18 protein-coding genes and 2 tRNA genes are annotated in these 25,659 nt (G+C 38.4%); 16 read left to right on the top strand and 4 right to left on the bottom strand.

Annotated elements, in window-relative coordinates; translation table 11 throughout:
* Window positions 1–6: 6 nt before the first annotated feature.
* Entirely contained in the window at window positions 7–3,450 is a 3,444-nt protein-coding gene (gene dnaE, locus DESTER_RS05880) for a DNA polymerase III subunit alpha (RefSeq protein WP_013638735.1), read from the bottom strand.
* A gap of 95 nt (window positions 3,451–3,545) precedes the next feature.
* Between dnaE and pstC the strand changes: the two genes are divergently transcribed.
* Genes pstC through pstB form a run of 3 tightly spaced genes read left to right on the top strand, consistent with a single transcriptional unit; the run spans window position 3,546 to window position 6,110 of the window.
* A complete protein-coding gene (gene pstC / locus DESTER_RS05875; protein ID WP_013638734.1) occupies window positions 3,546–4,469 on the top strand; it encodes a phosphate ABC transporter permease subunit PstC in 924 nt (307 codons plus the stop codon).
* A 3-nt stretch (window positions 4,470–4,472) separates the two neighbouring features.
* The gene (gene pstA, locus DESTER_RS05870) at window positions 4,473–5,315 is read left to right on the top strand and encodes a phosphate ABC transporter permease PstA (RefSeq protein WP_013638733.1); all 843 of its coding nucleotides are present in this window, start codon (window positions 4,473–4,475) and stop codon (window positions 5,313–5,315) included.
* A gap of 15 nt (window positions 5,316–5,330) precedes the next feature.
* A complete protein-coding gene (pstB, locus tag DESTER_RS05865) occupies window positions 5,331–6,110 on the top strand; it encodes a phosphate ABC transporter ATP-binding protein PstB (protein ID WP_013638732.1) in 780 nt (259 codons plus the stop codon).
* Here pstB and mutL read toward each other — a convergent pair whose 3' ends face one another.
* Window positions 6,111–7,559 carry a DNA mismatch repair endonuclease MutL gene (mutL, locus tag DESTER_RS05860; RefSeq protein WP_013638731.1) on the bottom strand — a complete coding sequence of 483 codons (1,449 nt, stop codon included), beginning with the start codon at window positions 7,557–7,559 and terminating at the stop codon, window positions 6,111–6,113. It lies immediately after the preceding gene.
* A gap of 3 nt (window positions 7,560–7,562) precedes the next feature.
* Window positions 7,563–8,690 carry an IS481 family transposase gene (locus tag DESTER_RS05855; protein WP_013638730.1) on the bottom strand — a complete coding sequence of 376 codons (1,128 nt, stop codon included), beginning with the start codon at window positions 8,688–8,690 and terminating at the stop codon, window positions 7,563–7,565.
* 162 nt (window positions 8,691–8,852) lie between these two features.
* Between DESTER_RS05855 and DESTER_RS05850 the strand changes: the two genes are divergently transcribed.
* Window positions 8,853–10,796 carry a DUF505 domain-containing protein gene (locus tag DESTER_RS05850; protein ID WP_013638729.1) on the top strand — a complete coding sequence of 648 codons (1,944 nt, stop codon included), beginning with the start codon at window positions 8,853–8,855 and terminating at the stop codon, window positions 10,794–10,796.
* 45 nt (window positions 10,797–10,841) lie between these two features.
* Complete coding sequence (locus tag DESTER_RS05845) at window positions 10,842–11,915, top strand: type 2 periplasmic-binding domain-containing protein (protein ID WP_013638728.1); 1,074 nt, start codon at window positions 10,842–10,844, stop codon at window positions 11,913–11,915.
* A 37-nt stretch (window positions 11,916–11,952) separates the two neighbouring features.
* Here DESTER_RS05845 and DESTER_RS05840 read toward each other — a convergent pair whose 3' ends face one another.
* A complete protein-coding gene (locus DESTER_RS05840; RefSeq protein WP_013638727.1) occupies window positions 11,953–13,131 on the bottom strand; it encodes an RtcB family protein in 1,179 nt (392 codons plus the stop codon).
* A gap of 118 nt (window positions 13,132–13,249) precedes the next feature.
* Here DESTER_RS05840 and DESTER_RS05835 point away from each other — a divergent pair, with 118 nt between their 5' ends.
* The 11 genes from DESTER_RS05835 to DESTER_RS05785 all read left to right on the top strand — a co-directional run bounded on the left by DESTER_RS05835 (window position 13,250) and on the right by DESTER_RS05785 (window position 25,613).
* On the top strand, window positions 13,250–15,202 hold the full coding sequence (locus DESTER_RS05835; protein WP_013638726.1) for an aconitate hydratase: 1,953 nt from the start codon (window positions 13,250–13,252) through the stop codon (window positions 15,200–15,202).
* 61 nt (window positions 15,203–15,263) lie between these two features.
* On the top strand, window positions 15,264–17,471 hold the full coding sequence (locus DESTER_RS05830) for an NADP-dependent isocitrate dehydrogenase (RefSeq protein ID WP_013638725.1): 2,208 nt from the start codon (window positions 15,264–15,266) through the stop codon (window positions 17,469–17,471).
* Between the two features lie 55 nt (window positions 17,472–17,526).
* Window positions 17,527–18,828: an ATP citrate lyase citrate-binding domain-containing protein gene (locus tag DESTER_RS05825; protein WP_013638724.1), complete on the top strand. Its 1,302-nt coding sequence runs from the start codon at window positions 17,527–17,529 to the stop codon at window positions 18,826–18,828.
* 15 nt (window positions 18,829–18,843) lie between these two features.
* Window positions 18,844–20,694 carry a citrate/2-methylcitrate synthase gene (locus DESTER_RS05820; RefSeq protein WP_013638723.1) on the top strand — a complete coding sequence of 617 codons (1,851 nt, stop codon included), beginning with the start codon at window positions 18,844–18,846 and terminating at the stop codon, window positions 20,692–20,694.
* A 200-nt stretch (window positions 20,695–20,894) separates the two neighbouring features.
* Complete coding sequence (locus DESTER_RS05815; protein ID WP_013638722.1) at window positions 20,895–21,974, top strand: IS481 family transposase; 1,080 nt, start codon at window positions 20,895–20,897, stop codon at window positions 21,972–21,974.
* Between the two features lie 23 nt (window positions 21,975–21,997).
* A tRNA-Phe gene (locus DESTER_RS05810) sits at window positions 21,998–22,073 on the top strand.
* A 48-nt stretch (window positions 22,074–22,121) separates the two neighbouring features.
* Window positions 22,122–22,208 (top strand) — tRNA-Leu (locus tag DESTER_RS05805).
* 125 nt (window positions 22,209–22,333) lie between these two features.
* Window positions 22,334–22,585 (top strand): hypothetical protein, encoded by a 252-nt coding sequence (locus tag DESTER_RS05800; protein ID WP_013638721.1) that lies wholly within the window; start codon window positions 22,334–22,336, stop codon window positions 22,583–22,585.
* A gap of 8 nt (window positions 22,586–22,593) precedes the next feature.
* Complete coding sequence (gene hslV, locus DESTER_RS05795; protein ID WP_013638720.1) at window positions 22,594–23,127, top strand: ATP-dependent protease subunit HslV; 534 nt, start codon at window positions 22,594–22,596, stop codon at window positions 23,125–23,127.
* 16 nt (window positions 23,128–23,143) lie between these two features.
* A complete protein-coding gene (gene hslU / locus DESTER_RS05790) occupies window positions 23,144–24,577 on the top strand; it encodes an ATP-dependent protease ATPase subunit HslU (protein ID WP_013638719.1) in 1,434 nt (477 codons plus the stop codon).
* 10 nt (window positions 24,578–24,587) lie between these two features.
* Window positions 24,588–25,613, top strand: coding sequence for a M24 family metallopeptidase (locus DESTER_RS05785; RefSeq protein WP_013638718.1), 1,026 nt, complete (start codon window positions 24,588–24,590; stop codon window positions 25,611–25,613).
* Window positions 25,614–25,659: the final 46 nt, after the last annotated feature.

Raw genomic sequence — 25,659 nt, 5'->3', positions numbered from 1 at the left:
TCCACCTCAGCAAATAGTTATTCTCTCCTTAGGAAGCAACCTTTGAAGTTCTTTTAAAACTTCAGGCTCAATAGGCAAAGAGTAATCAGGATGAAGTTGCAATTTTACAAAACAATCTTTTAATTTCGCTTCAATAATAACAGGTTTGCCTTTACCATTTCGATTTTTCTCTATGAATTCCTTAAGTTTATAGAGAAACTCATCTTTTATCTCCTCATCATAAATTTTTATTGTAATGTTTCTTATATTTTTTACTATTTCATCGTTAAGAGGCAAGATATCTTTAGCTATTATAGTTTTTGATTCCTCTTCTTCTCTCACGCTTCCTTCAATAACAACAACATTTCCTTCTGTTATTTGTTCCATTTTTTCTCTGTACAAGTTTGGAAAGACAAGAATAGAAACAGTTCCTTCAAGATCTGAAATTTCAACTGTTGCCCACAGATCTCCTCTCTGGGTTCTCTTGGTTGTTACTTCAGTTATTGCACCTGCCAACTTCACTTCTTGACCGTCTTTCCAGCTATCTTTTTCAGATGTTAAATCGAAACTAAACTGAACAATATCTTTATACTCAAGAAGAGGATGACCTGAAAGGTAAAAGCCTATTGCCTGTCTTTCGTATTCTAGCTTAATTCTATCGGGCCATTCCCTAACCTTTGGAAATTCTTTATTTACGATTTTTGTTTCGTTATCAAAAAGGTTCATTAATCCTTTGCTTTTTGTTTTCTGAAGACTTTGAGCAACAGACATTGCGTTATCTAGAACTTCAAGATTTGCCGCTCTTGAAATACCTGTTGAGTCAAAAGCTCCTGCTTTTATTAAGGATTCTATTACTTTTTTGTTTACTTGTTTTAGATCTACTCTCTCACAAAAATCGTAAAGATCTTTAAACTCTCCATTTTCTTTCCTTATTTTAACTATATGTTGTGCAGCTTTTTCTCCAACACCCTTAATTCCAGCAAGCCCAAAACGTATTCCTTTGCCTTCAATTGAGAAAAGAGCATCGCTTTTATTAACATCAGGTGGAAATACAGGAATACCATTTTCTCTGCAATCTTTTATTAGTTTTACAATTTCGTCAGTCTTATCATAATCTATCGAAAGCATTGTTGTCATAAGCTCTTTTGGATAATGAGCTTTTAGATATGCGGTTACGTAAGCAAGAAAGCCATAGGCAGCAGAGTGAGACTTGTTAAAGCCGTATTCTGCAAATTTAGCTATATCGTCAAAGAGTTTTTCAACCTTTTCTCTTGGATAACCTCGTTCAACAGCCCTTGTAATGAAGATGTTTCTTTGTTCTTCCATAACATCTTTCTTTTTCTTACCCATTGCACGACGCAAAATATCAGCTTCTCCAAGCGAGTAGCCGGCAAGAACGTTTGCAATTTGCATTATCTGTTCCTGATAGATGAAAAGACCGTAGGTTTCCTTAAGGTAAGGTTCAAGTTCAGGAAATATGTAATCAACCGGTTCAAGACCGTGTTTTCTTCTTATGTAGCTTTCTGCCATTCCAGAGTTTAATGGTCCGGGGCGGTAAAGAGCAACAAGAGCAATAATGTCCTCAAAAACAGAGGGTTTAAGTCTTCTCATCAAATTTCTCATTCCTTGAGATTCAAGCTGGAAAACCCCAACGGTGTTTCCTTCCTGAAGGAGCTTAAACGTCTTTTCATCATCAAGAGGTATTTTTCTCGTGTCTATTTCAATTCCATGTCTTTCTTTAATCAACTTTATTGTTTTATCAATAATCGTTAAAGTTTTTAGACCTAAAAAGTCCATCTTTAAAAGACCAAGAGATTCAATCTGTCCCATGTCGTACTGGGTTGTTATATCTCCGTCTTTACTTTTGGCTAAGGGGATATACTTTGTAAGAGTATCTGGTGCGATAACAACGCCTGCAGCGTGAACACCTGTTTGTCTTGCAAGTCCTTGGAGTTTAGAGGCTATTTTTAAAAGTTTTGAAATTGTTTCATTTTCTTGAGCTAACTCTTTAATTTCTGGAGCTCTATCGATTGCATCCTCAATTGACTTAGCGTCATTTGGTATGAGCTTTGCAAATTTATCTACTTCTTTTGGAGGAATGCCTAAAACTCTTCCAACATCTCTTACAACCATTTTTGTTTTCATAGTTCCAAAAGTAATTATCTGACAGACCTTATCTTCACCGTACTTATCTCTAACGTATTGAATAACTCTATCCCTTCCCTCCTGACAAATGTCAACATCAATATCTGGCATTGTTACTCTTTCAGGATTGAGAAACCTTTCAAAGAGAAGATTAAATCTTAAAGGATCTATATCGGTAATACCTATGGCATAGGCTACTAATGAACCTGCTGCTGAACCTCTCCCAGGTCCTACAGGAATGCCATTCTTCTTTGCCCAGTTGATAAAGTCCCAAACGATGAGAAAGTAACCTGGAAATCCCATATCTGAAATTATTTTTAGTTCATGCTGCAATCTCTGATAGTATTTTTGTTTGATTTCGCCATTGGTTATTCCTAATTCTTTAAATCGTCTCTCAAGACCTTTTTCAGCAAGCTCTCTAAGATAGGATTCATAGGTATAATCTGGTGGTACATCGTATTTTGGAAGTAGATATCCCGTGTTTTTTATTTTTACATCAATTTTTTCCGCAACCTTTAATGTGTTGAAAACGGCATGAGGAACTTCTTTAAAGAGTTCAAGCATTTCATTAGCATCTTTAAAGTAAAATTCCTTTGTAGAAAAACGTAGTCTATTTTCATCAGATAGCTTTTTTCCTGTTTGAAGACATAGAAGAACATCGTGGGCTTCCCAATCTTCTTTTTCAAGATAGTGAGCATCATTCGTGGCTACTAAATCGATATCTAATTCCTTGGAAAGTTTTATAAGAAACTGATTTGCCTTTTCCTGTTCTTTTATGCCGTGATACTGAATTTCTAAATAAAAATCGTCTCCAAATAATTCTTTATACCATTTTGCTACATTTTTTGCTTCTTCTTCCTTTCCCTGAAGATAAAGAACCGGAATTTCTCCCTGTATACAGGCTGATAGAGCAATTAATCCCTCGCTGTACTTTTCAAGAACTTCTTTATCTATTCTGGGTTTATAGTAAAAACCTTCTAAAAAAGCTATAGAACTAAGTTTCATAAGGTTTTTTAACCCTATTTCATTCTTTGCCAAAAGAACTAGGTGATAGCTTCCTTTTTCTCCTTCATTTCCCTTTTTTCTATCAAATCTTGATCCCTTAGCTATGTAAAATTCCTGTCCAATTATTGGTTTAATTCCTTCAGCGGTACACTCTTTATAAAGTTCGTACGAAGCATACATGTTACCGTGATCTGTAACTGCAACTGCAGACATACCGTACTCTTTGGCTTTTTTTACTAAGTCTTTTATCTTTATAGCACCATCAAGAAGGGAATACTGAGAGTGAAGATGGAGATGGACAAAATCTCCTTTATTTGCCATTTTTTCCTCTCTTTGTTAAGAATTTGATAACACTTTTTCAAGAAAAAAAGCTATACTTACCAATGAAATTTTACAACCTAACCTAAGAGGTAGCGGTGAAGAGAAGTTACCTAATAAATTGGACTTTTGAAAAAGTTGCTCTGGCTTCAACTTTACTCGTAATAACTATTCTATTAGTCCTTTTTGTAGTCCTTTACAAGGAATCCTCTCTTTCCCTTCAAACTTTTGGGATATGGAAATTTATTACCTCTACTACGTGGAACCCTCCCTTAGATAAGTTTGGAGGAGCTCCTGCAATATTTGGTTCTATAGTAAGCACTGTAATAGCTATCTTAATTGCAGTTCCTGTTGCTATTGGTATAGCTATATTTCTTACAGAGATTTCTCCTTACTTTTTAAGGACTCCTGTAGGAGTTGCAATAGAGCTCTTAGCTGCAATTCCAAGTATCATTTACGGTATGTGGGGACTTTTCTACTTTGCGCCTTTCATGAGAGACAAAGTTCAACCAATAATTCATCAAACGCTTGCTAAGCTTCCGTTAATTGGAGAATGGTTTGCAGGCTACACTCCGGGAATAGGTCTTTTAACAGCTTCAATTGTTCTTTCTATAATGATTCTTCCATTTACTGCAGCAATTGCAAGAGATTCCTTTAATATGGTACCACCTATTTTGAAAGAGTCTGCATACGCTCTTGGTGCAACTAAATGGGATGTCATGAAAGATGTTGTAATTCCTTATACTAAATTAGGTGTAATTGGGGGTATTATCCTTTCTTTGGGAAGAGCATTAGGAGAAACTATGGCAGTTACGTTTGTAATGGGTAATCAACCTGTAATTCCTAAGTCTTTGTTAGAACCTGCAACTTCAATTACAGTTACTCTTGCTAACGAATTTACAGAAGCAGACACAGACTTATATCTTTCCAGTCTCTTTTATCTTGCTCTTATTCTTTTTGTTATGAGCTTTTTAATTATAGCTATCGGAAAATTTATATTCTTAAGAAAGGTTGAGAGGTAAAAGTTGGACGCGTTTACAAAAAGAAAGATAGTAAACAGCATAGTTTTAGTTCTCTCAACGGCTGCAGCTTTGTTTGGTATTATGTGGCTCTTTTGGATACTTGGAACACTTCTTTATAAAGGATTTTCTACGTTATCTTTAGAAGTTTTTATTGGAGAACCTCCATCTCCAGGAGATGAAACAGGCGGTTTGAAACACGCTATAGTCGGACAGGCTTTAATAGTTTTTGTTGCAACGATTATAGGAATTCCCTTAGGAATACTTGCTGGGACTTATCTTTCTGAGTACGGAAGAAATAGTAGATTGGCTAATATTGTTAGAGATCTTTCGGATATCATGATGAGCGTTCCTTCAATAGTAATTGGAACTTTCATTTACGCTATTTTGGTAAAACCTGTTGGTCACTTTATGGGAATTGCAGGTTCCCTTTCTCTTGCGATAATGATGATTCCGATTGTTTTAAGAACAACAGATGATATGTTAAGACTGGTTCCTCCTGAGCTTAGAGAGGCTGGATATGCCTTAGGAGCTACAAAGTTTAAGGTAATAAAAGATATTGTATATAGAGCAGCAATAACGGGAGTTATAACTGGGATAATCCTCTCTGTTGCAAGAATTGGAGGAGAAACAGCACCGCTCCTTTTTACTTCCTTTAACAATAACTTCTTTACTGTTGATATGACTCAGCCTATAGCTTCTCTTACAGTTACTATGTATGATTATGCAATGAGTCCATATCCTTACTGGCAGAAACTTGCCTGGGCAGCTGCAATTATTCTCACCTTTGGTGTTTTAAGTGCAAATATTCTTGGAAGGGTTATAGCTCACTATAAGTTCAAAAAATAGTGGAGGAGTTACTCGATGGCTTACATAGTTCAAATAGAAGAAAAACCGAAGTTAATAGTTGAAAATCTAAACTTTTACTATGGAAGTAAACATGCGTTAAAAAATATCTCTTTTAAGGTTCCAGAAAAAAGGATAACGGCGCTGATAGGTCCTTCCGGATGTGGAAAAACAACATTACTTAGATGTTTTAACAGAATGCATGATCTTTATCCTGGTAATAGATATGAAGGAAGGATACTTTTGGATGAAGAAAATATTCTTGATAAGGATTATGATCTAATAAGACTAAGAAGTCGAGTTGGAATGGTTTTTCAAAAACCAACAGCTTTCCCAATGTCAATCTTTGATAATGTTGCTTATGGTTTAAGATTAAAAGGGCTAAAGAATAAAAGTGAACTTGAAGATAGAGTAGAAAAAGCACTAAAGGATGCAGCTCTCTGGGATGAAGTTAAGGATAGGTTGAAAGATCCTGCATCTGGTCTTTCAGGAGGTCAACAACAAAGGCTTTGTATAGCAAGGGCTATAGCTGTAGAACCTGAAGTTTTACTTTTTGATGAACCTACTTCAGCACTTGATCCTATTTCAACAGGGAAGATAGAAGAATTGGTTGTTAGCTTTCGAGGCCGTTTAACTATAATAATAGTAACTCACAATATGCAGCAAGCAGCTAGGGTTTCAGATTATACTGCCTTTATGTACTTAGGTGAACTCATAGAATTTAATAAGACTGAAGAACTCTTTGTTAAACCTAAGGAACAGCTTACAGAGGATTACATAACCGGACGCTTTGGATAGTTAATTTCTCCCTACCTTTCTCATTATTTTGCTCTTTTTAATTCGGTAGTATATTGGTCTTCCATGGGGACAGGTTTCCCTATTTTTGCAAAGTAGGTATTTTTCAAAAAGTTCCTTTATATCATTAAAATTCAAGGGTTTGTATCCGCTTTTTATTGCTTTTTTACAGGCGATTTCTGCTATAGACTCAGGAGTTTCTCCATTTATTATTTTCTTTATATCTTCAACTCTTAAAATCTCTGGAATTGAATGAATAAAAATAGTTTTTCCTACTTTTTCATACTCTATTCCAAATTTTTCAAGTTTATCTGTTAATTTAACGGAAAAATCTACTTCCATAGGAGGAAAAATTCTTTTCAATGGAACTTTTTTTGAAAAGAGTAGACTTATTAATTCTTCATAGTTTACCCTTTCGTGGATTAAATGCTGATCAAAAAAGTAAAAGTATTCACTGTCATGAGCAACTATTATCGTGCCATCACTACCCAAGACCTCTATTGGTGTTTGATAGTGAATTTCTTTTTTTTCTCTTAAAACAGGGAAGGTAGGAAGAAAAACTTTCTTTGCTAGTAAATTTTTCATTTCTTCTAAAATTGAGAAGTCTCTTAAAATAACTTTATCTTTGGTAGGAGTAACATTAACATCTACTTCTTCTGGTGTTACATTTATGAACAGTATGTAATTTTTGATATTTAACTCACTTAGAACTTTTTCAACTTCTGGAAGAGAAACAGGTCTTTTATTAACGAAGATAAAGCTTATTTTTCTCCTTCCTTCTTCTTTTTCTGTTAGATAAAAAATAGTGAATCTTTTGGATAGTTCCTTTTCAAAGGTAATTTCTTTTCCAAAAATTTGTCTTATCCTTTCTTCTAACGAAGAGGCAAAAAAAACTTCATTATCAAGCTTAAAAGTTATCTCAGGTCTACAAAGAGCAAAGGTTTTAACGATTTTTTTTAAATTTCTTTTTTCTCTTAAGTCAAAACATTTCTTTCTAACTGGAACATTGAAGTAAAGAGAACTTACTAAAACTGAAGTTCCTCGAGAAAAGGAAATGGGAGAATGGGAAAGGATTTTTCCTCCTTTTACTTCTAATTTTCCTCCAATAGACTCTTCTTGAAATCGTGATTTTATCGTAAGATGAGAGACTTGAGAAATTGCATATAGAGCTTCTCCTCTAAATCCGTAAGTATTTATTTGTGATAAATCTCTGATTGTGCTGATTTTACTTGTTGTAAATCTTTCAACAGCAGTTGGTAATTCTTTGTAGGGTATACCTATTCCATTATCAGTGACTTTAAAGTTAAAGTGATCCTTTATTCTTATCAAGATTTCTGTAGCTTTTGCATCAATTGCATTTTCTATCAGCTCTTTTAAAACGTTCATTGGAGAAGAAGCTATCTGTCCAGAAGCAATTTTTGAAATTATCTCAGGAGGTAATCTCTTTATCATTTCTTACATTTCCTCATAAGTTAAAGAAGAGACTTCAAAAAATTTATAGCTTGATGAGCATCTCTTCAAATAAATGTTCGAGTTCAATACATGGTGGACACCTTGATGACTTCTAATATAGTCCTCAAACTTCTCAGCGGGAGTCTTGTAATTTAAAGAGTGATGGGGTCTAAGAAAGTTGTAAATCTTTAAATACTCAAAAAGTTTTTTATTCATCTCATCAACAGTCGGTTCTGTTCCTTCTATCATCCATAGTTCACTTTCTGTCGTTTGAATAAACCTTTCTACATGCGCATTAGTCTTGGGAGATTTCGGATAACTAAAGTAGTGTTCTATCCCTTTTCTTTTAAGATATTCGTCTAACTCCCCTAAAAATTCGCTCCCGTTATCCGTTTGAACTTTCTCTATCTTGAAGGGAAGAAATTTTTCAAGTTCTTCAAAAAACCTTCTTCCGCTCCTGCTGCTTTTTGTAGAATAAACCTTGGCAAATGCTATTCGGGTGAACTTGTCTATTGCCGTGAACTGGTAAAAGGTTTTACCGCACCAGTAGAGGTATTTAACGTCCATGAGGATTGTTCCTGGTTTGTCTGCTCTTAGTCCTTTTCTGGTGCGGTTCTTTTTCCCTTTCTGTTTCTTCCTCTTGTAGGTACTTTTTAGTTTCCAGGTTCTTTCTATTAGTCCGTGTCTTTTGAGAACCCTGTAAACTGTAGAGGATGATATTTTTACATTTAGGTATCTTTCCATGAAGGCTGCTATCTTTTCTTTGCTCCAGGTTGGGAATTTTTCCCTTATTGTGACGATGATGTGTTCTATTTCTGGTTCTGTTTGGGGTTGTCTTACTTTATGAGGTCTTTTGTTTCTGTCTTGGAGTCCTTCTATCCCGTACTTGTCGTATCTTTTTTTCCACTTGTAGAAGGTTGTTGGACTGATGCCAAAGTATCTGCATGTTTTTCTGGCGTTGCCTGTTTTGTGGTAATACTCTATCCATTTGAGTCTCCTTTTAACATTTCTGTCTTTTGTTAGGTCAAGCTTCTTTTTTACTCTTCTTCCTTCTTTCAGGGTTTCTTTGAATGCTGTATTTGTGCTTGATATATGGAGGGATGTTCCTTTGAATCTTTTCAATTGTTTCATCGGTGGACACCTCCTTGTGGTATTCAAAGGTTATTGTAGGGTGTCCACCTTCTATCTGAACTTCAACAATAAAAAAACTTTTTAGTTGACTTAAAACGATATTTGACATAATTTAAATAATAGAAGCAAAACAACTACAGTAACGAAGAAAGGAGGGAGAGAATGGTAATTAGGAAAGAACATGCGCTTGCACTTTTGAGAATAAGGGAGGAGGAGCTTAAGAAAGCACCAACTTGTCAACTTTTTGCAAAGTCTGAAGAACCACCATTTATTGAGCTTGAGAGAATGAACTTAGTTAGAATGGAAAGACCGTTGGAATATTCTCTTACATATTGGGGAAGAGCTCTTGCTAATTTAATAGATGACATGATTCAAAAAGGTTTAATAGAACACCCTTCAAAGTGGAATGAAGAATTTAGATGGCTTGGCTCCGAAATTATTATGATGATAGAGACAGCTATCGAAAACGAGGACATTCCTGGTCCACTTACAGAAGGAGAGCTGGAAAAGAGAGGATTTATTGAAGAGAGAAAAGTTGAGAAGAAAGGAACGTTTAAGGCAATTAACAAGTACGCTAAGGATATCTATGAAATCTTCAGAAACGCTCACCCAAGATTGATAATAGATAGAGAGCTCTACCAGTACATAAAGGACATGCCAGCAGGACCTGCAGAGTCCTCAATGCTTCCAGCAGGTGGAAGATTCCCTCTTCTCATGGGAGCTATGAGACTTCTTGCATTTTCTGTTCCAACTTCTGACGTTTATGCTCTTACAGCTCTTGGCCAGGAGATTAAGAAAGCCTGCGAATACCTTGCTCCAAGTTATGAGACAGTAATCTCTGAAGACATTATGGATTCACTTGGTAAGGTTGTTGATGAGGGGGTTGAAGCCCTTACAGCCGAAGAGAAAGAAGTCCTTATGGCACTTGCCTACATCGATGGTGACGGTGAAATCCTTCCGGCTGGCGAGCACCTACTTGAGGCTTATAGGATCTGGAAGGAGAGAAGCTTTAAGCCTGTTAAATCTATTAACATTGAAATTCTCGATGCAGAGCTCCTCAAAGCTATTCAGGAGGTATGGAAACACCACGAAAGCGATCCAAGTGTAATGCCTACGGTTGATGAGCTTGTCCACTACATGTTCTACAAACCTGCCAAAGAGTATAAACATCTCCTTGAACATTACGGTAGAAGACTCTATCAGGACTTGGGTTATCAGAAGAAGGAAGAGATTAAAAACAAGTTTGCCGAAGTTAAGACAGTTGAGGAGCTCTTTAAGAGCTTTTACGAAAAGGGCAATAAGTGGTATGAAAAGATGTATGACATCATCCAAGAGTCCCTCTATACACTTGAATCTTTCAACCTAATCCATGCTGAGGAGAAGGAAGGAAAGAGAGTCCACTACCTGACAGAGTACGGTAAGAAAGTTCTTGAGGATATGGAAACAAGAGGAATGAGGGAAATTCCAGCCGTTGCAGTTAAGGCTATCATAATTGCAAATAAAGAGTTTGCATCTCCAAACGTTGACTGGTACAAGAAAGGAGTTGATGCCCAGCTCATCGGTGGTGGTGAGGCAACGGAAGCTGGAAAGATGTACGCAGAGATGGCATACCAGATTAGAAGACTTCCACACATCACAAGATTTGAGCTTCAAGTTCTTCACAAACTTCCAGAAAAAGGTTTCTTCATTAAAGATGTTTATGAACAGTTTGATGAAACTTGGAAGGAAGAAGTTGAGTATGCTCTTAATAAGCTTGAAGCTCGTGGTTACATAGATATTTTGCAAAATGAAGCAATTGTTCTTACAGAAGCTGGTAAGCTAATCAAACGTGCTCTTTCCGGAACTCCAGAAGGATTTGCAAACCCAATTACACCTCTTGCAGTGAGAGTCCTTGAAGCCCTTAGCAAAGTAGGTACCCTTTATGAAAAGGAAAAGAAGGTAAGAGTTCTTCCAAAGAACTTCAAAGAGGCTATGAAACTTTCCGGTCTTGATCCAGATACTTTTGAAAAAGAGCTCATAGTCCTTAGAGCTTCAAACCTAATTGGAAAAAGCAGCATCAACGAAGCAGGTCTTCTAATTCTTGAAGCTCTTGAGAAACTTGATTAAACGCGGGGCTTTGGCCCCTTTTAAAACTGAATTTGGGAGGGAGTTATGGGAAGAATCTACGGAAAAGTAGAAGGTCCTGAAGACATTCGTCGTATCAACTGCATCATCAGAGATGAAATGCTTGAGGTTGAAACACCTGAGCAGCTTACAGATCTCAAGAAACGTTCAGATTACCTCTGCACACTCACATATTCTCCGTTCTGGCAAAAGAAATTCGGCTCAATGATTGAAGAGCTAAGGGAAGTTGCCCTTGAAGAAAACAGGGTAACCGTAAGGCTTGCAAACTGCATAGCTAAGTATCACAACTGGAATAAGACCTACAATCCCTGGGGAAGTGACGATAGGACGATTGATGAAAGGTTAAAAGAGATTCCTGAAGCCATAACGAAGGAGATCTTTGAGAGTGTTGTTGAGCTCAAACTCTCTCCAGAAATTCTCGAGGAGCTCAGGAAGAATTTCTGCGAAATCAGAAAGGCGATGGTACTTGCAGACAGTGAGGAGCTCCTTGAGAAACTCAAGAAGCAGGGTGACCTGATTGTTGCGATAACAAGGCTTGAAGACTTCAGAGAAAGATTTAAGGACATCCTTGATAAAATCGATGAACTTGTAGAAAAAGAAGAAAAGAAAAACGTTAAGCTTGCAAACATCATTGCGACTGTTAAAAAGTGGCAAATCGAATTTGAAACCTGGACAGAAAACGAGGTCAGGGAAGACGAAACCCTTGAGCAGTACGTCCAGAGACTTCTCGAGGAAGAGGAAAAGGCTGAGAAGTATATCCCAACTGAAGCTAAGTACAAAGAAGGAAAAGTTCTCTGGCTTGTTTACTACCACAAAGGTAGAGATAGACACTATGCAAAGAGAATCTACTTCCCTGGAAGTGCTAAGGATATAGAGGTAGAAGGACCTGGCGAGTTTGAGAACAAGCTTGGTAGAAAAGTCTTTGGAGTAAGAATCAAGTACAAAGCAAAAGTAGCTCCGGCAACAATCAGAATTGGAAAGAGAGTGATTCACCTTCCAGAAAGGTGGGTTGAAAGGGTTAAGGTTGTCCCACTTCCAAAAGAAGCTGTAGATATAAAGCTTACTGAAGAAAGACCAGAAGTTGCATATCCAATCGCTTAAAAAAAGGAGAACTCCCAAAGGAGGGAGTTCTATCTATTTATCCTTTTAGGTTGTACATTGGCTTAATAAAGTGTTCTACTTCAACAGTTTTTGGTAGAAATTCTAAGATTTCCTTAGGGTCTTTATAAGCAAATGGTGCTTCATCGAGTGTATCTTTGTTAACAGTTGTTGAAAATACCCCAGCCTCTTCAACGGCTTTCCTAAAGTCACTAACAGAGAACATTTCTTTTGCCTTTCTTCTGCTTAACTTCCTTCCAGCACCATGGGGTGCGGAAAAGTTGAGCTTTCTAATTCCTTTTCCTCTACCTATAATTAGTCCTGTTGTTAAATTGAAAGGAATAACTACCCTTTCGTCTTTATGAGCAGAAATTGCACCTTTCCTTACGCACATATCCCTTTCAAGGTCTATATAGTTGTGAACACTTTTAATGAGTTTGTTCTCGTTAAATTCTTCTTTGAAAAACTCTTCTACTATCAGCTTTAAAATCATTCTTCTGTTTAAATCCGCATATTTTTGAGCAAGTTTCATTGCCCGTAAATACTCTCTTCCTCCTTTGTTAAGTGGAAGGAATGAGAGGTCTGCTGGAATGTCGGAATAGCGTTTCTTTGTGTGCTCTTTGGCTTTTCTCTGGAAGTGGTTGCAAACCCTAAGTCCAAGATTCCTTGAACCGGAGTGAACAGTTAGGTAGAGTTCTCCGCTTTCTGTGTCGTATCCAAGTTCCAAAAAGTGATTACCACTTCCAAGTGTTCCAACCTGTAGGATAGGTTCTTGAAGGTCAATTTTGTAAGTATTTATAAGAACTGATTTGATTTCAGAAAGGAGTTCTTTGTCATCTTTAGAAAGTGGTAACTTCTTGGCATTTGACTTTGTTCTTGAGGTTAATCCTACAGGAATTTTTCCCTTTACAAAAGCATCAAATTTTAAAAGATTTAATCCTTCTTTTGGATTTTCTTTATCTACCTTAATTCCTAAAGGATATGTATAAACACCACAACCTATATCAACACCAACAATATTTGGAATTACAACTTCATTAAAGTAACCTGTAAAACCTATAACACATCCCTTTCCTGCATGACAATCTGGCATTATGACAACTTTGTCTTTAAAAAATGGAAGGTCTTTTATTCTCTCTATTTGAACCTTAACCTCTGATTCAATTTCCTTAGCGTAAACGTATATAGGAATCCTTCCTTCAATTACAATTGGATCCACTTTTTCCTCCAAGCTTGACTTGAAATTTTTACAAATTTTTTACATAATTTTTACACGTTGTTTAGTATGCTCATGAGAGTGCCTATAAAATAGAAATTTATTCATAAAAGGAGGAGAGATGGGCTTAAACATCGTTCAGAAAATTATTAAAACACACCTTGTTGAAGGAGACATGACTCCTGGAAAGCCCATAGCAATTAGAATCGACCAGACACTCACACAAGATGCCACAGGAACAATGGCGTACCTCCATTTTGAAGCTATGGGACTTCCAAAAGTTCAAACAGAACTTTCTGTATCTTATGTTGACCACAACACACTCCAAGCTGGTGGTCCTGAAAACGCAAACGACCACCTCTTCCTCCAGACAGCTGCTGCAAAGTTTGGAGTTTTCTTCAGCAAAGCTGGAAACGGTATCTGTCACCAGGTTCACCTTGAAAGATTTGCTGTTCCAGGAAAGACACTCCTCGGTTCAGACTCCCACACACCAACAGCAGGCGGTATCGGTAGCTTAGCTATTGGTGCAGGTGGTATGGACGTTGCTCTTGCAATGGCTGGAGAACCTTTCTACCTCACAATGCCAAAGGTTGTTAGGGTTAACCTCTACGGAAAGCTCAGACCTTTCGTTTCAGCTAAGGACATTATCCTTGAGCTCCTCAGAAGACTTTCCGTTAAAGGCGGTGTTGGAAAGATCTTTGAATACGGTGGAGAGGGTGTTAAGTACCTTTCAGTTCCAGAAAGAGCAACTATTACAAATATGGGTGCTGAGCTTGGTGCTACAACATCTATCTTCCCAAGTGACGAGCAGACATACCTCTTCATGAAAGCTCAGGGAAGAGAATCCCAGTGGAGACCACTACAGGCTGACCCAGACGCTACATACGATGAAGTAATTGATATTGACCTTTCTGAGCTCGAGCCACTCATCGCTTGCCCACACATGCCTGACAACGTTAAGAAAGTTAAAGAAGTTGAAGGTCTAAGAGTTCATCAGGTTGCAATTGGTTCTTGTACAAACTCTTCCTACAGAGACCTCAAGACTGTAGGTGAAATGTTCAAGAGAACCGGAAAGATGGTACATCCGCTTGTTTCAGCTGCAATCTCTCCAGGTTCAAAGCAAGTTCTCAGAATGATGGATAAAGAAGGCTACTACGATGTATTCCTGAGAGCTGGATTTAGAATTCTTGAGAACGCTTGTGGTCCATGTATCGGAATGGGATTTGCTCCACCATCTGGAGGAGTTTCTGTTAGAACATTTAACAGAAACTTCTACGGCCGTTCTGGTACAAAGGATGCAGAAGTTTACTTAGCTTCCCCAGAAACAGCAGCTGCAACTGCAATGAAGGGAGTTATTACAGACCCAAGAGACCTTGGAATTGAGGAGATTAAGGTATTTCTTCCAGAGAAGTTTGAGATTGACGACTCAATGATCTATGCTCCAGCTGCTGATCCAGATGAGGTTGAAATCTACAAAGGTCCTACAATCAACTATGTTGGTTATAAGGAGCCTCTTGGAGATAAGGTAGAGGGAGAAGTTCTCCTCAAAGTTGGTGATAACATTACAACAGACCACATCATTCCTGGTGGTGCAAAGATCCTCCCACTCCGTTCAAACATTCCTGCAATCTCTGAGTATGTTTACTCAGTTGTGGATGAAACATTTGCTCAAAGAGCTAAGGAGAAGGGTGGTGGATTCATCGTTGGTGGTGAAAACTACGGACAGGGTTCTTCAAGAGAGCACGCTGCAATTGGTCCAATGTATCTTGGAGTTAAGGCAGTAATCGCCAAGTCCTTTGCAAGAATCCACCATGCTAACCTTATCAACTTTGGAATTCTTCCACTTGTATTTGTTAACCCTGAAGACTACGACAAGATTGACCAAGGAGATCTTCTTGAGATAGATCTTTCAAACTTTGCTCCAGGAGAAGACAACATCATTACCGTAATCAACAGAACAAAGGGTATTTCAATTCCTACAAAGCACGGCCTCAACGAGAGACAGGTCAAGATCATCAAGGCGGGGGGCGTTCTCAAATACGTTAAGGACAAATTCGAAGGTAAACTCCAGTAATCTTTGGGGGCTTGTCCCCCTTTCACCTGAAATTGAAATCAAAATGTGGAGGAGGATAAATATGGCAAAAAAGCCAACTATTATCTGGACAAAGGTTGACGAGGCTCCAGCACTTGCAACCTACTCACTTCTGCCAATTATGAGAGCCTTTGTAAAGCATGCAGACGTAGATATTGAAGTTAGAGATATCTCCCTTGCAGGAAGAATCCTTGCTCAGTTTGGATATGTTCCGGATGATCTTGCTTACCTTGGTGAGCTCGTTTGGAAGCCAGAAGCAAATATTATGAAGCTTCCTAACATTTCTGCTTCTATTCCTCAGCTTATCGACGCTGTTAAGGAGCTCCAGTCCCAAGGATACGATCTTCCAGACTTTCCGGAGAACCCTCAAACCGAGGAAGAAAAAGAAATCAGAGCAAAGTACGACAAGTGTATCGGCAGTGTAGTTAACCCGGTTCTAAGACAGGGCAACTCCGACAGACGTATTGCTCCACCTGTTAAGGAGTATGCCAAGAAACATCCTCACAGAATGAGAGATGTTTCTCCAAAGTCTCTTAGCTACGTTGCTCACATGAAGAGCGGTGATTTCTACGAGAATGAGAAATCTGTAACTCTTAAGAAGGATACAAAGATTCGTTATGAGTTTGTTGATAAAGAAGGAAATGTGACTGTTCTCAAAGAGATCGAGCTTGGAATGGGTGACGTCGTTGACGGAACCTACATGAGCAGAAAGAAGCTCAAAGAGTTCTTTGAAGAAGTTATTAATGATGCTAAGGAAAAAGATATTCTCTTTTCCCTTCACGTTAAAGCTACAATGATGAGAGTTTCAGACCCTGCAATCTTTGGTGATGCAATCAGGGTTTACTACAAGGAACTTTTTGAAAAGCATGGAAAAGAACTTGAAGAGATTGGATTTGATCCTAACAAAGGTCTCATTGACCTTGAAAACAAACTTTCTAAGCTTCCACCAGAAAAGCAAGAAGAAATCAAGAAAACAATAGAGGAAATTTACAAGAAGCAACCACGTCTTTACATGGTTGACTCAGATAACGGTATTACAAACCTTCACAGACCTAACGACGTTATCGTTGATGCTTCTGTTCCTGCTGTTATCAAAAATGGACTCCAGGGCTGGGGACCAAGCGGAGAGACAGATGACTGTGTAATTACAATCCCAGACCGTTCTTATGCAACAATGTACAGCGAAATCGTTGAAGACATCAAGGTACGCGGTCAATTCGATCCAACAAAGGTGGGAAGCGTTTCAAACGTTGGTCTTATGGCTATGAAAGCTGAAGAGTACGGTTCCCACGATAAAACATTTTTCCCACCGGCAGATGGTGTTATTAGAATCGTTGATGAAGACGGAAACGTCCTCATGGAACATGAGGTTGAAGAAGGTGACATCTACAGAAGCTGCGTAACAAAGGATATTGCTATTCGCGACTGGGTTAAGCTTGCAGTTAACAGAGCTAAAGAGTCCGGTGAGCCAATCGTATTCTGGCTTGATCACATGAGAGCTCACGATAGACAGCTTATCGAGAAGGTAAAAGAAGAGCTTCAAAAGTACGATCTTTCTGATGTTGAGTGGTACATCAAGCCTCCAAGAGAGGCAATGAAGTTTACACTTGAAAGATTCAGAAAAGGACTCAACACAATTTCCGTAACAGGAAACGTTCTCAGAGACTACCTCACAGACCTCTTCCCAATTATTGAAGTTGGAACAAGTGCAAGAGCTCTTTCCATTGTTCCTGAAATCGCCGGTGGTGGACTCTTTGAAACAGGTGCTGGAGGATCAGCTCCAAAGCATGTTCAGCAGTTTGTAAAAGAAGGACACCTCAGATGGGATAGCCTTGGAGAGTTCCTTGCATTTGTAGAAGCTCTCAAGCTTGCATACAAGCAGTCAGGAAGCACTAACAAGAGAATCCTCATCATGGCGGATACTCTCTCTAAGGCTGTTGGTAAGTACCTTGACAACGACAAGACTCCAAAGAGAAAAGTTGGAGAGCTTGATACACGTGGTAGCCACTACTGGCTTGCACGTTACTGGGCAGAAGAGCTTGCTGCGCAAGACACAGACGCTGAGCTTGCGAAAATTTTCGAACCTGTAGCAGCTGCTCTTATTGAGAACGAGGAAAAGATCTTAGAAGAAATTAGAGCAACTGAAGGTTCTCCAAAGGATATCGGTGGATACTACCATCCAGATGACGCAAAAGCAGAAGCAGCTATGAGACCAAGTGCAACTCTCAACTCAATCATCGACTCCATTTAAGACAAAAATACGGGGGGCTCCTGCCCCCTTTAACCACTTTAAAGGAGGTCAATTAATGGCTCAAAGAGGGATTAGAGAATACGATGGTAAAAGAATCCTTGCAGAGCACTGGAACGAGTATTTTGCTCCAGAGTTTGAGTACGACTTTAAATCAGTTCTTGTAACGCCACAAACAGACTTAGATAAACTTCCAGAAGAGTATCCATGGCTTAGAGAATTACCACTTGTTGCAAAACCTGACATGCTCTTTGGTAAAAGGGGTAAGCTTGGACTTATCCTCTTTAAGAAAGAAAAGCCTTGTGATGTTGATTACGAAGCTGCAAAAGAGTGGATTAAGAAGAAAATGGAAGAAGATGTAGAGATAAAAGGAAAGAAAGGTAAACTTACTCACTTCCTCATTGAACCATGTGTTCCACACGCTCAGGAAGATGAATACTACGTTGCTATGACACTTGGTCAGGATGGTGACCACATCTTCATGTCTGCGTTTGGTGGAATTGACGTTGAAGAAAACTGGGACAAGGTAAAAGAAGTTGTTATTCCTGTTCTCGCAACAGATGAAGAAGCTGAAAAGCTTATTGAAGAAAACGTACCTGAAGAAATAAAGGATAAAGAGAAGTATGCTGACTTTGTAAAGAGACTCTACAAGTTCTTTAAAGACATGCACTTTGCATACCTTGAAATCAACCCTCTTGTTATGGTTGGAAATAAAATCTACCCACTTGACTTTGTAGGAAGACTTGACGATACAGCACAGTTCTTGGTTGGTAGAAAGTGGGGTGAGATAGAGTTTCCAGCAGGATTTGGTGGAGAGCTTACACCAGAAGAGAAGTACATTAAAGAAATGGACGAAAAGTCCGGTGCTTCACTTAAACTCACAATTCTTAACCCAGAAGGTAGAATCTGGACTCTCGTTGCTGGTGGTGGAGCATCTGTAGTTTACGCAGACACTGTTGCAGACCTTGGATACGTTAATGAACTTGCAAACTACGGTGAATACTCCGGTAACCCATCAAGGGCTGAAACAAGAGAGTACGTTAAGACTGTTCTCGACCTTATGACAAGAAAGAAAGATCCTCAAGGAAGACCAAAGATCCTCATCATCGGTGGTGCTATTGCTAACTTCACAGACGTTGCTAAGACATTCGACGGAATCATTGATGCTTTCAAAGAGTATGCTGATAAGATGAAAGAAGTTGGAGTGAAAATCTACGTACGTCGTGGAGGACCTAACTACGAAGTTGGTCTTGCAAGAATCAAAAAAGCTGCAGAAGAGCTTGGTCTTCCAATAGAGGTTTACGGTCCAGAAACTCACATTACAGCAATTGTTAAAAAAGCTCTCACAGAGAATCCTTAATACGGAGGAGAGATAATGGGCAGACCTGATTACGTACTTTTTGACAGAAATACAAAGGCTATTTTCTGGAACCTAAACAGAAATGCTATCCAGAGAATGCTTGACTACGACTATACAGTTGGAAGAACTCCTTCTATCGTTGCAATAGTTGCTCCTACTCAAAACAGAAAGTTTGAGAAGTTCTTCTTTGGAACTCAAGAGATAATGATTCCTATCTACAAGTCCACTGTAGAGGCTGCTGAAAAGCATCCTGAAGCTGACGTTTTAGTTAACTTTGCGTCTTTCAGAACTGCTTACAATGTAACAATTGAAGCTCTTAACATTCCAACTATTAGAACAGTAGCTATTACTGCTGAAGGTATCCCAGAAAGACTTGCAAGAGATATGGCTTATAAAGCCAAGCAGCTTGGAAAGTGGATTATTGGTCCTGCTACTGTTGGTGGGATTGCTGCTGGTGCGTTCAGAATTGGAAACGCTGGTGGAACAATTGAAAACATTGTTAAGTCAAAACTCCACAGACCTGGCTCCTGTGGTCTTGTTACAAGGTCTGGAGGTCTCTTTAACGAGCTTTCAAACATCATTGCAAGAAACGCTGACGGTATCGTAGAAGGTATTGCTATTGGTGGTGACAGATTCCCAGGTTCAGATTTCCTTGACCACCTCATCAGATTCCAGAAGAACCCTCAAGTTAAGTACATGATAATGCTTGGTGAAGTTGGTGGTGAGCTTGAATACAAAGTTGCTGAAGCTATCAAGTCAGGACTTATCACAAAGCCTGTAATTGCATGGTGTATTGGTACTATCGCAAAACACTTTGGTGGAGAAGTTCAGTTCGGTCACGCCGGTGCTAAGGCTGGTGCTGACAGAGAAACAGCAGATGCTAAGAATAGAGCTCTCAAGGAAGCTGGTGCTATCGTTCCAGACTCTTTCAACGACTTCCCAGAAGTTATTAGAGAAGTTTACGAAGACCTGAAAGCTAAAGGTGAAATCGGCGAGATTGAAGAACCAGAAGTTCCACCAGTTCCAGAGGATTACGCAAAAGCTGTTAAGGCTGGAAAAGTTAGAAGACCTACAAACTTCATCTGTACAATTTCCGACGATAGAGGAGAAGAAGCTACATACTGTGGCATTCCAATTTCTGAAGTTGTTGAAAAGGACTACTCAATTGCTGACGTTATCGGTCTCCTCTGGTTCAAGAAGAAGTTCCCAGCATGGGCTTCAAAGTTCATTGATATGGTAATCAAGGTTGTTGCTGACCACGGTCCTGCAGTTTCCGGTGCTCACAACGCAAAAGTAACTGCAAGAGCTGGAAAAGACCTCATGTCCTGTCTTGCTACAGGTATTCTCACAATTGGACCAAGGTTTGGTGGTGCTATTGACGGTGCTGCCAAGTACTTCAAGATGGCAAAAGAAAAAGGAATGGATCCTTACGAGTTTGTTGATTACATGAAGAACGTTGAGAAGATACCAATTCCTGGTATCGGACACAGAATTAAGTCAACAAAGAACCCTGACAAGAGGGTTGAGCTCCTCAAGAACTTCGCAAAAGAGAACTTCCCATCAACAGAGCTCCTTGACTACGCTCTTGAAGTTGAAAAAGTTACAACAGCTAAGAAAGAAAACCTCATCCTCAACGTTGACGGTACAATCGGTGTTCTCCTTGTAGATATGTTCAGAAACCTTGGTTACACAGATGAGGAAATCGACGAGCTCATCAACGCTGGAGCTTTCAACGCATTCTTCGTCCTCGGAAGATCTATTGGATTTATCGGACATATCCTCGACGAAAAACGCCTCGCTATGCCACTTTACAGACATCCATGGGATGATATCCTCTACGACGTTAAGAGACCTGAAGAAGCTTAATGAAAGCTTCATGAGTTTATATGTTCAGGGGGCGAGATGCCCCCTTTTTTATTTGCTAAAATTTTTATCTTTTGCGGGCGGGAAGACCCCTCCCGGAGGGAGGGGATGAGAGCCCGCAGGTGCCTCAGCACCTGTTGAAGTTCAGACAGAAGGTGGACACCCTACAATAACCTTTGAATACCACAAGGAGGTGTCCACCGATGAAACAATTGAAAAGATTCAAAGGAACATCCCTCCATATATCAAGCACAAATACAGCATTCAAAGAAACCCTGAAAGAAGGAAGAAGAGTAAAAAAGAAACTTGACCTAACAAAAGACAGAAACGTTAAAAGGAGACTCAAATGGATAGAGTACTACCACAAAACAGGCAACGCCAGAAAAACATGCAGATACTTTGGCATCAGTCCAACAACCTTCTACAAGTGGAAAAAAAGATACGACAAGTACGGGATAGAAGGACTCCAAGACAGAAACAAAAGACCTCATAAAGTAAGACAACCCCAAACAGAACCTGAAATAGAACACATCATCGTCACAATAAGGGAAAAATTCCCAACCTGGAGCAAAGAAAAGATAGCAGCCTTCATGGAAAGATACCTAAATGTAAAAATATCATCCTCTACAGTTTACAGAACTCTCAAAAGACACGGACTAATAGAAAGAACGAAAAAAATAAAAACCACCTACAAGAGGAAGAAAGAAAAAGGAAAAAAGAACCGCACCAGAAAAGGACTAAGAGCAGACAAACCAGGAACAATCCTCATGGACGTTAAATACCTCTACTGGTGCGGTAAAACCTTTTACCAGTTCACGGCAATAGACAAGTTCACCCGAATAGCATTTGCCAAGGTTTATTCTACAAAAAGCAGCAGGAGCGGAAGAAGGTTTTTTGAAGAACTTGAAAAATTTCTTCCCTTCAAGATAGAGAAAGTTCAAACGGATAACGGGAGCGAATTTTTAGGGGAGTTAGACGAATATCTTAAAAGAAAAGGGATAGAACACTACTTTAGTTATCCGAAATCTCCCAAGACTAATGCGCATGTAGAAAGGTTTATTCAAACGACAGAAAGTGAACTATGGATGATAGAAGGAACAGAACCGACTGTTGATGAGATGAATAAAAAACTTTTTGAGTATTTAAAGATTTACAACTTTCTTAGACCCCATCACTCTTTAAATTACAAGACTCCCGCTGAGAAGTTTGAGGACTATATTAGAAGTCATCAAGGTGTCCACCATGTATTGAACTCGAACAAATACTTGACACAACAATCTTAAAAGTCTATATTTCTTCTTGCATTGCCGAGGTAGCTCAGTCGGTAGAGCAGAGGACTGAAAATCCTCGTGTCGGCGGTTCGATTCCGCCCCTCGGCACCATTTCCTGATTAACAAAAAATCATTTAATGATAAAAATCCCACCTTTTTGCCCGGGTGGCGGAATTGGCAGACGCATGGGACTTAAAATCCCAGGGCCGCAAGGCCGTGCGGGTTCGATTCCCGCCCCGGGCACCACGTCTTCTCCAGCTTTTTCAACACTTTAAATATCTTATTTCCCGCTACTACTGTTATATACCCTTGGCAGTCGATAAGAATTCTTATTAAATTATCATACGTTTCAACTTTTATGGAGGCTTGAAATGGAATCCATTATTTTCATTATGTTAGTTACTTTTCTAATAAATATTCCTTTTGGTTGGCTAAGAGAAGGAGTAAAAAAATTTTCTTTTCTTTGGTTTGTCTATGTTCATACTCCAATCCCTTTTATCGTTGCTCTAAGAATCGCGCTTAGGATACCTTGGAAATTTGCTCCTTTCCTTATTCTAATAGCTATTTTCGGGCAATATGCAGGAGCAAAAATCAGAAGAAAACAGTTAGCTATCACTAACTAGGAGGAAAGATGGACTTCCACGCTACAACGATATGTGCAGTTTTAAGAGATGGAAAAGTTGCAATGGCTGGGGATGGACAGGTTACACTCGGAAATACCATTTTTAAAAATGGTGCTAGAAAAGTAAGAAAAATTTATGGTGGACGAGTACTTACTGGATTTGCAGGTTCTGTTGCAGATGCTTTTGCTCTTCTTGAAAGATTCGAAGATAAACTCCAAACTTATAGTGGAAATCTACTCAAATCGGCAGTAGAACTGGCAAAAGATTGGAGAACAGATAGAGTTTTAAGAAGACTAGAAGCCATGCTTTTAGTTGCAGATAAAACAAAAATTTTGCTTATTTCTGGTAATGGAGATGTCATAGAACCTGATATTCCTGTAATGGCAATAGGCTCTGGTGGTGCTTACGCTCAAGCTGCTGCAACAGCTCTTTATGAAAATACTGATTTGTCTGCAAAGGAAATTGCACAAAAGTCTCTAGAGATAGCAGGAAACATCTGTGTCTACACAAATACAAACATAATAGTTGAAGAACTCGACTAAAACTTAAGGAGGAAGTATGCTTAAAAAACTTTTTGGTGGAAATAATGAAGAAAAAAAAGAAACAAAAGTAGAAAACTTTTTTACTCCAAAAGAAATAGTTAAGGAATTAGATAAATACATAGTTGGCCAACACGAAGCAAAAAAAGCTGTTGCAATAGCTTTAAGGAATAGATGGAGAAGACAAAGGCTCCCGGAAGAAATGAGAGATGAAGTAGCTCCTAAAAACATCATAATGATTGGTCCTACAGGTGTTGGTAAAACAGAAATTGCAAGAAGGTTAGCAAAGCTTGTAAGAGCTCCATTTATAAAAGTAGAAGCAACAAAGTTTACAGAAGTTGGGTATGTAGGAAGAGATGTTGAGTCAATTATTAGAGATCTTGTAGAAATTGCTGTAACGATGGTAAAAGAAGAAAAGATGGAAACTGTTATGGAAAGAGCAAGGGAACTTGCTTATGATAGGCTTGCAGAGATAATGGTTCCAGAACCTCAAACATCCCAACAGTCAATCCAAAATCTTTTTGATGTTTTCTTTTCTCCTCAAAAAAACCTTAATCAAGATTTAGAAAAAGAACAGAGTAGATTAAAAGACGAAAGGAACAGAATTAAGAAACTACTTAAAGAAGGAAAGCTTGACGAAGAGGTTGTCGAAATAGCAGTTACTGTGGAAACTCCTGGTATTAACGTCATAGGAATAGGTGGAGATATGGCTAATCTCCAGGATATGTTGTCTTCCATTTTACCAAAGCCTAAGAAAATGAGAAAAATGAAGGTAAAAGAAGCGCTTCGTTATCTCACTCAGGAAGAAGCACAAAAACTTATAGATATGGATGAAGTAGTAAGAGAAGCAATAGACAGAGTAGAAAACCAAGGGATTGTTTTTATAGACGAGATAGATAAAGTAGCTGCAAAAAGTGGAGGAAAAGGTCCTGATGTTTCAAGAGAAGGAGTTCAAAGAGATTTGCTTCCTATAGTTGAAGGTAGTAAGGTTTCGACAAAGTATGGTCTTGTCAGAACTGATCATATTCTTTTCATAGCGGCAGGAGCTTTTCATATTGCTAAACCTTCTGATTTACTTCCAGAGCTCCAAGGTAGATTTCCTATAAGAGTTGAACTAAAACCTCTTACCAAAGAAGATTTTGTAAGAATCCTTACAGAACCAAAGAATGCTCTTACAAAACAGTACAAAGCTCTTCTTGGAACAGAAGGAGTTGAAATAGAATTTACTCCAGACGGAATAGAAGAAATTGCCAGAATTGCTGAAGAAGCAAACACAAAGGCTGAAAATATTGGAGCAAGGAGACTTCATACAGTTCTTGAAAAACTTTTAGAAGAAATTTCCTTTAACGCACCTAGTATGAAAGGAGAAAAGATTCTTATCGATAGAGAGTATGTAAGAAACAAGTTAGAGAATATTATAGAAAGCGAAGACCTTACAAAATATATCCTTTAGTGGAGAGCAAATGGACTTTGAAAGAATTATCTCTAAGGTTAGATCTTTAAATGTTGACGCTTATCTTACAGTTGACAAGGCAGAGAATTTCTATCTTACTCGATTTAGTTCTTCTTTTGGAATATCCGTAGTTTCTTCAAACGGAGAGCTTTTTTTCTTTACTGATGGTAGATATTTTGAAAAGGCAAGAAGAGAGATTCGTGAATTTGAAGTAATAAAGTGGAAAAATTGGGAAGAATTCTTCAAGAAACTAAAAGAGGAAAAGATAGAGAAGATAGCAGTTGATCCTAACAGAATAAATCTTTCTACTTTCCGTAAACTTACTGAAAAGTTTGAAGTTATAGAGAAAAACAGTTTTTTAGACGAATTTCGTAGCGTAAAGAGCTGTGAAGAAATTTCTCTAATAACGAGAGCCATAAATATTGCAGAACTCTCCTTAAAGAGCGTTTTGCACCTTTTAAAGCCAGGAATAACCGAAAAGGAATTTAGGAAAGAACTAATATCTGCCTTTTTTAAATTTGGAGGAGAAGGAGAAGCTTTTTCTATTATCGTTGCTTCCGGTAAGGGAGCAGCAATTCCTCACTGGCAAACTTCAGACAAAGAGATAAAAGATGGAGATGTTGTAATTGTAGATTTTGGAACAATTTATAGAGGCTACGTATCAGATATAACGAGAACTTTTTTGATAGGTAATGTTTCCATAGAAATAAAGAAAATTTACGATGTAGTTCAAGAAGCTCAAAAAATCGGAATTTACTCTTTAAAAGCAGGACAAAGTTGTAAAGAAGTTGATCTTAAAGTTAGAAATTACATAAAAGAAAAAGGATATGGAGACTATTTTGTTCATTCTACAGGACATGGTATAGGAATAGAAGTTCATGAATCACCAACTCTTTCATTTAAGTCTGAAGAAATACTAAAATCAGGAATGGTTGTAACTGTTGAACCCGGAATTTACATTCCAGAACTTGGTGGTGTTAGAATAGAAGATGATTGTCTTGTTACTAAAGAAGGATGTTTTGTTCTTTCCGTGTAGGTGTTGAAGTTCAGATAGAAGGTGGACACCCTACAATAACCTTTGA

The sequence above is a fragment of the Desulfurobacterium thermolithotrophum DSM 11699 genome (assembly GCF_000191045.1).
GTDB lineage: Bacteria > Aquificota > Aquificia > Desulfurobacteriales > Desulfurobacteriaceae > Desulfurobacterium > Desulfurobacterium thermolithotrophum.
This window is presented reverse-complemented; position numbering and strand designations above follow the sequence as displayed.

Excerpts from the sequence above, each read along its gene's own strand:
- dnaE (WP_013638735.1), bottom strand. The coding sequence starts at position 3,450 with ATGGCAAATAAAGGAGATTTTGTCCATCTCCATCTTCACTCTCAGTAT.
- pstB (WP_013638732.1), top strand. The coding sequence starts at position 5,331 with ATGGCTTACATAGTTCAAATAGAAGAAAAACCGAAGTTAATAGTTGAA.
- mutL (WP_013638731.1), bottom strand. The coding sequence starts at position 7,559 with ATGATAAAGAGATTACCTCCTGAGATAATTTCAAAAATTGCTTCTGGA.
- DESTER_RS05855 (WP_013638730.1), bottom strand. The coding sequence starts at position 8,690 with ATGAAACAATTGAAAAGATTCAAAGGAACATCCCTCCATATATCAAGC.
- DESTER_RS05850 (WP_013638729.1), top strand. The coding sequence starts at position 8,853 with ATGGTAATTAGGAAAGAACATGCGCTTGCACTTTTGAGAATAAGGGAG.
- DESTER_RS05845 (WP_013638728.1), top strand. The coding sequence starts at position 10,842 with ATGGGAAGAATCTACGGAAAAGTAGAAGGTCCTGAAGACATTCGTCGT.
- DESTER_RS05835 (WP_013638726.1), top strand. The coding sequence starts at position 13,250 with ATGGGCTTAAACATCGTTCAGAAAATTATTAAAACACACCTTGTTGAA.
- DESTER_RS05830 (WP_013638725.1), top strand. The coding sequence starts at position 15,264 with ATGGCAAAAAAGCCAACTATTATCTGGACAAAGGTTGACGAGGCTCCA.
- DESTER_RS05825 (WP_013638724.1), top strand. The coding sequence starts at position 17,527 with ATGGCTCAAAGAGGGATTAGAGAATACGATGGTAAAAGAATCCTTGCA.
- DESTER_RS05820 (WP_013638723.1), top strand. The coding sequence starts at position 18,844 with ATGGGCAGACCTGATTACGTACTTTTTGACAGAAATACAAAGGCTATT.
- DESTER_RS05815 (WP_013638722.1), top strand. The coding sequence starts at position 20,895 with ATGAAACAATTGAAAAGATTCAAAGGAACATCCCTCCATATATCAAGC.
- DESTER_RS05800 (WP_013638721.1), top strand. The coding sequence starts at position 22,334 with ATGGAATCCATTATTTTCATTATGTTAGTTACTTTTCTAATAAATATT.
- hslV (WP_013638720.1), top strand. The coding sequence starts at position 22,594 with ATGGACTTCCACGCTACAACGATATGTGCAGTTTTAAGAGATGGAAAA.
- hslU (WP_013638719.1), top strand. The coding sequence starts at position 23,144 with ATGCTTAAAAAACTTTTTGGTGGAAATAATGAAGAAAAAAAAGAAACA.
- DESTER_RS05785 (WP_013638718.1), top strand. The coding sequence starts at position 24,588 with ATGGACTTTGAAAGAATTATCTCTAAGGTTAGATCTTTAAATGTTGAC.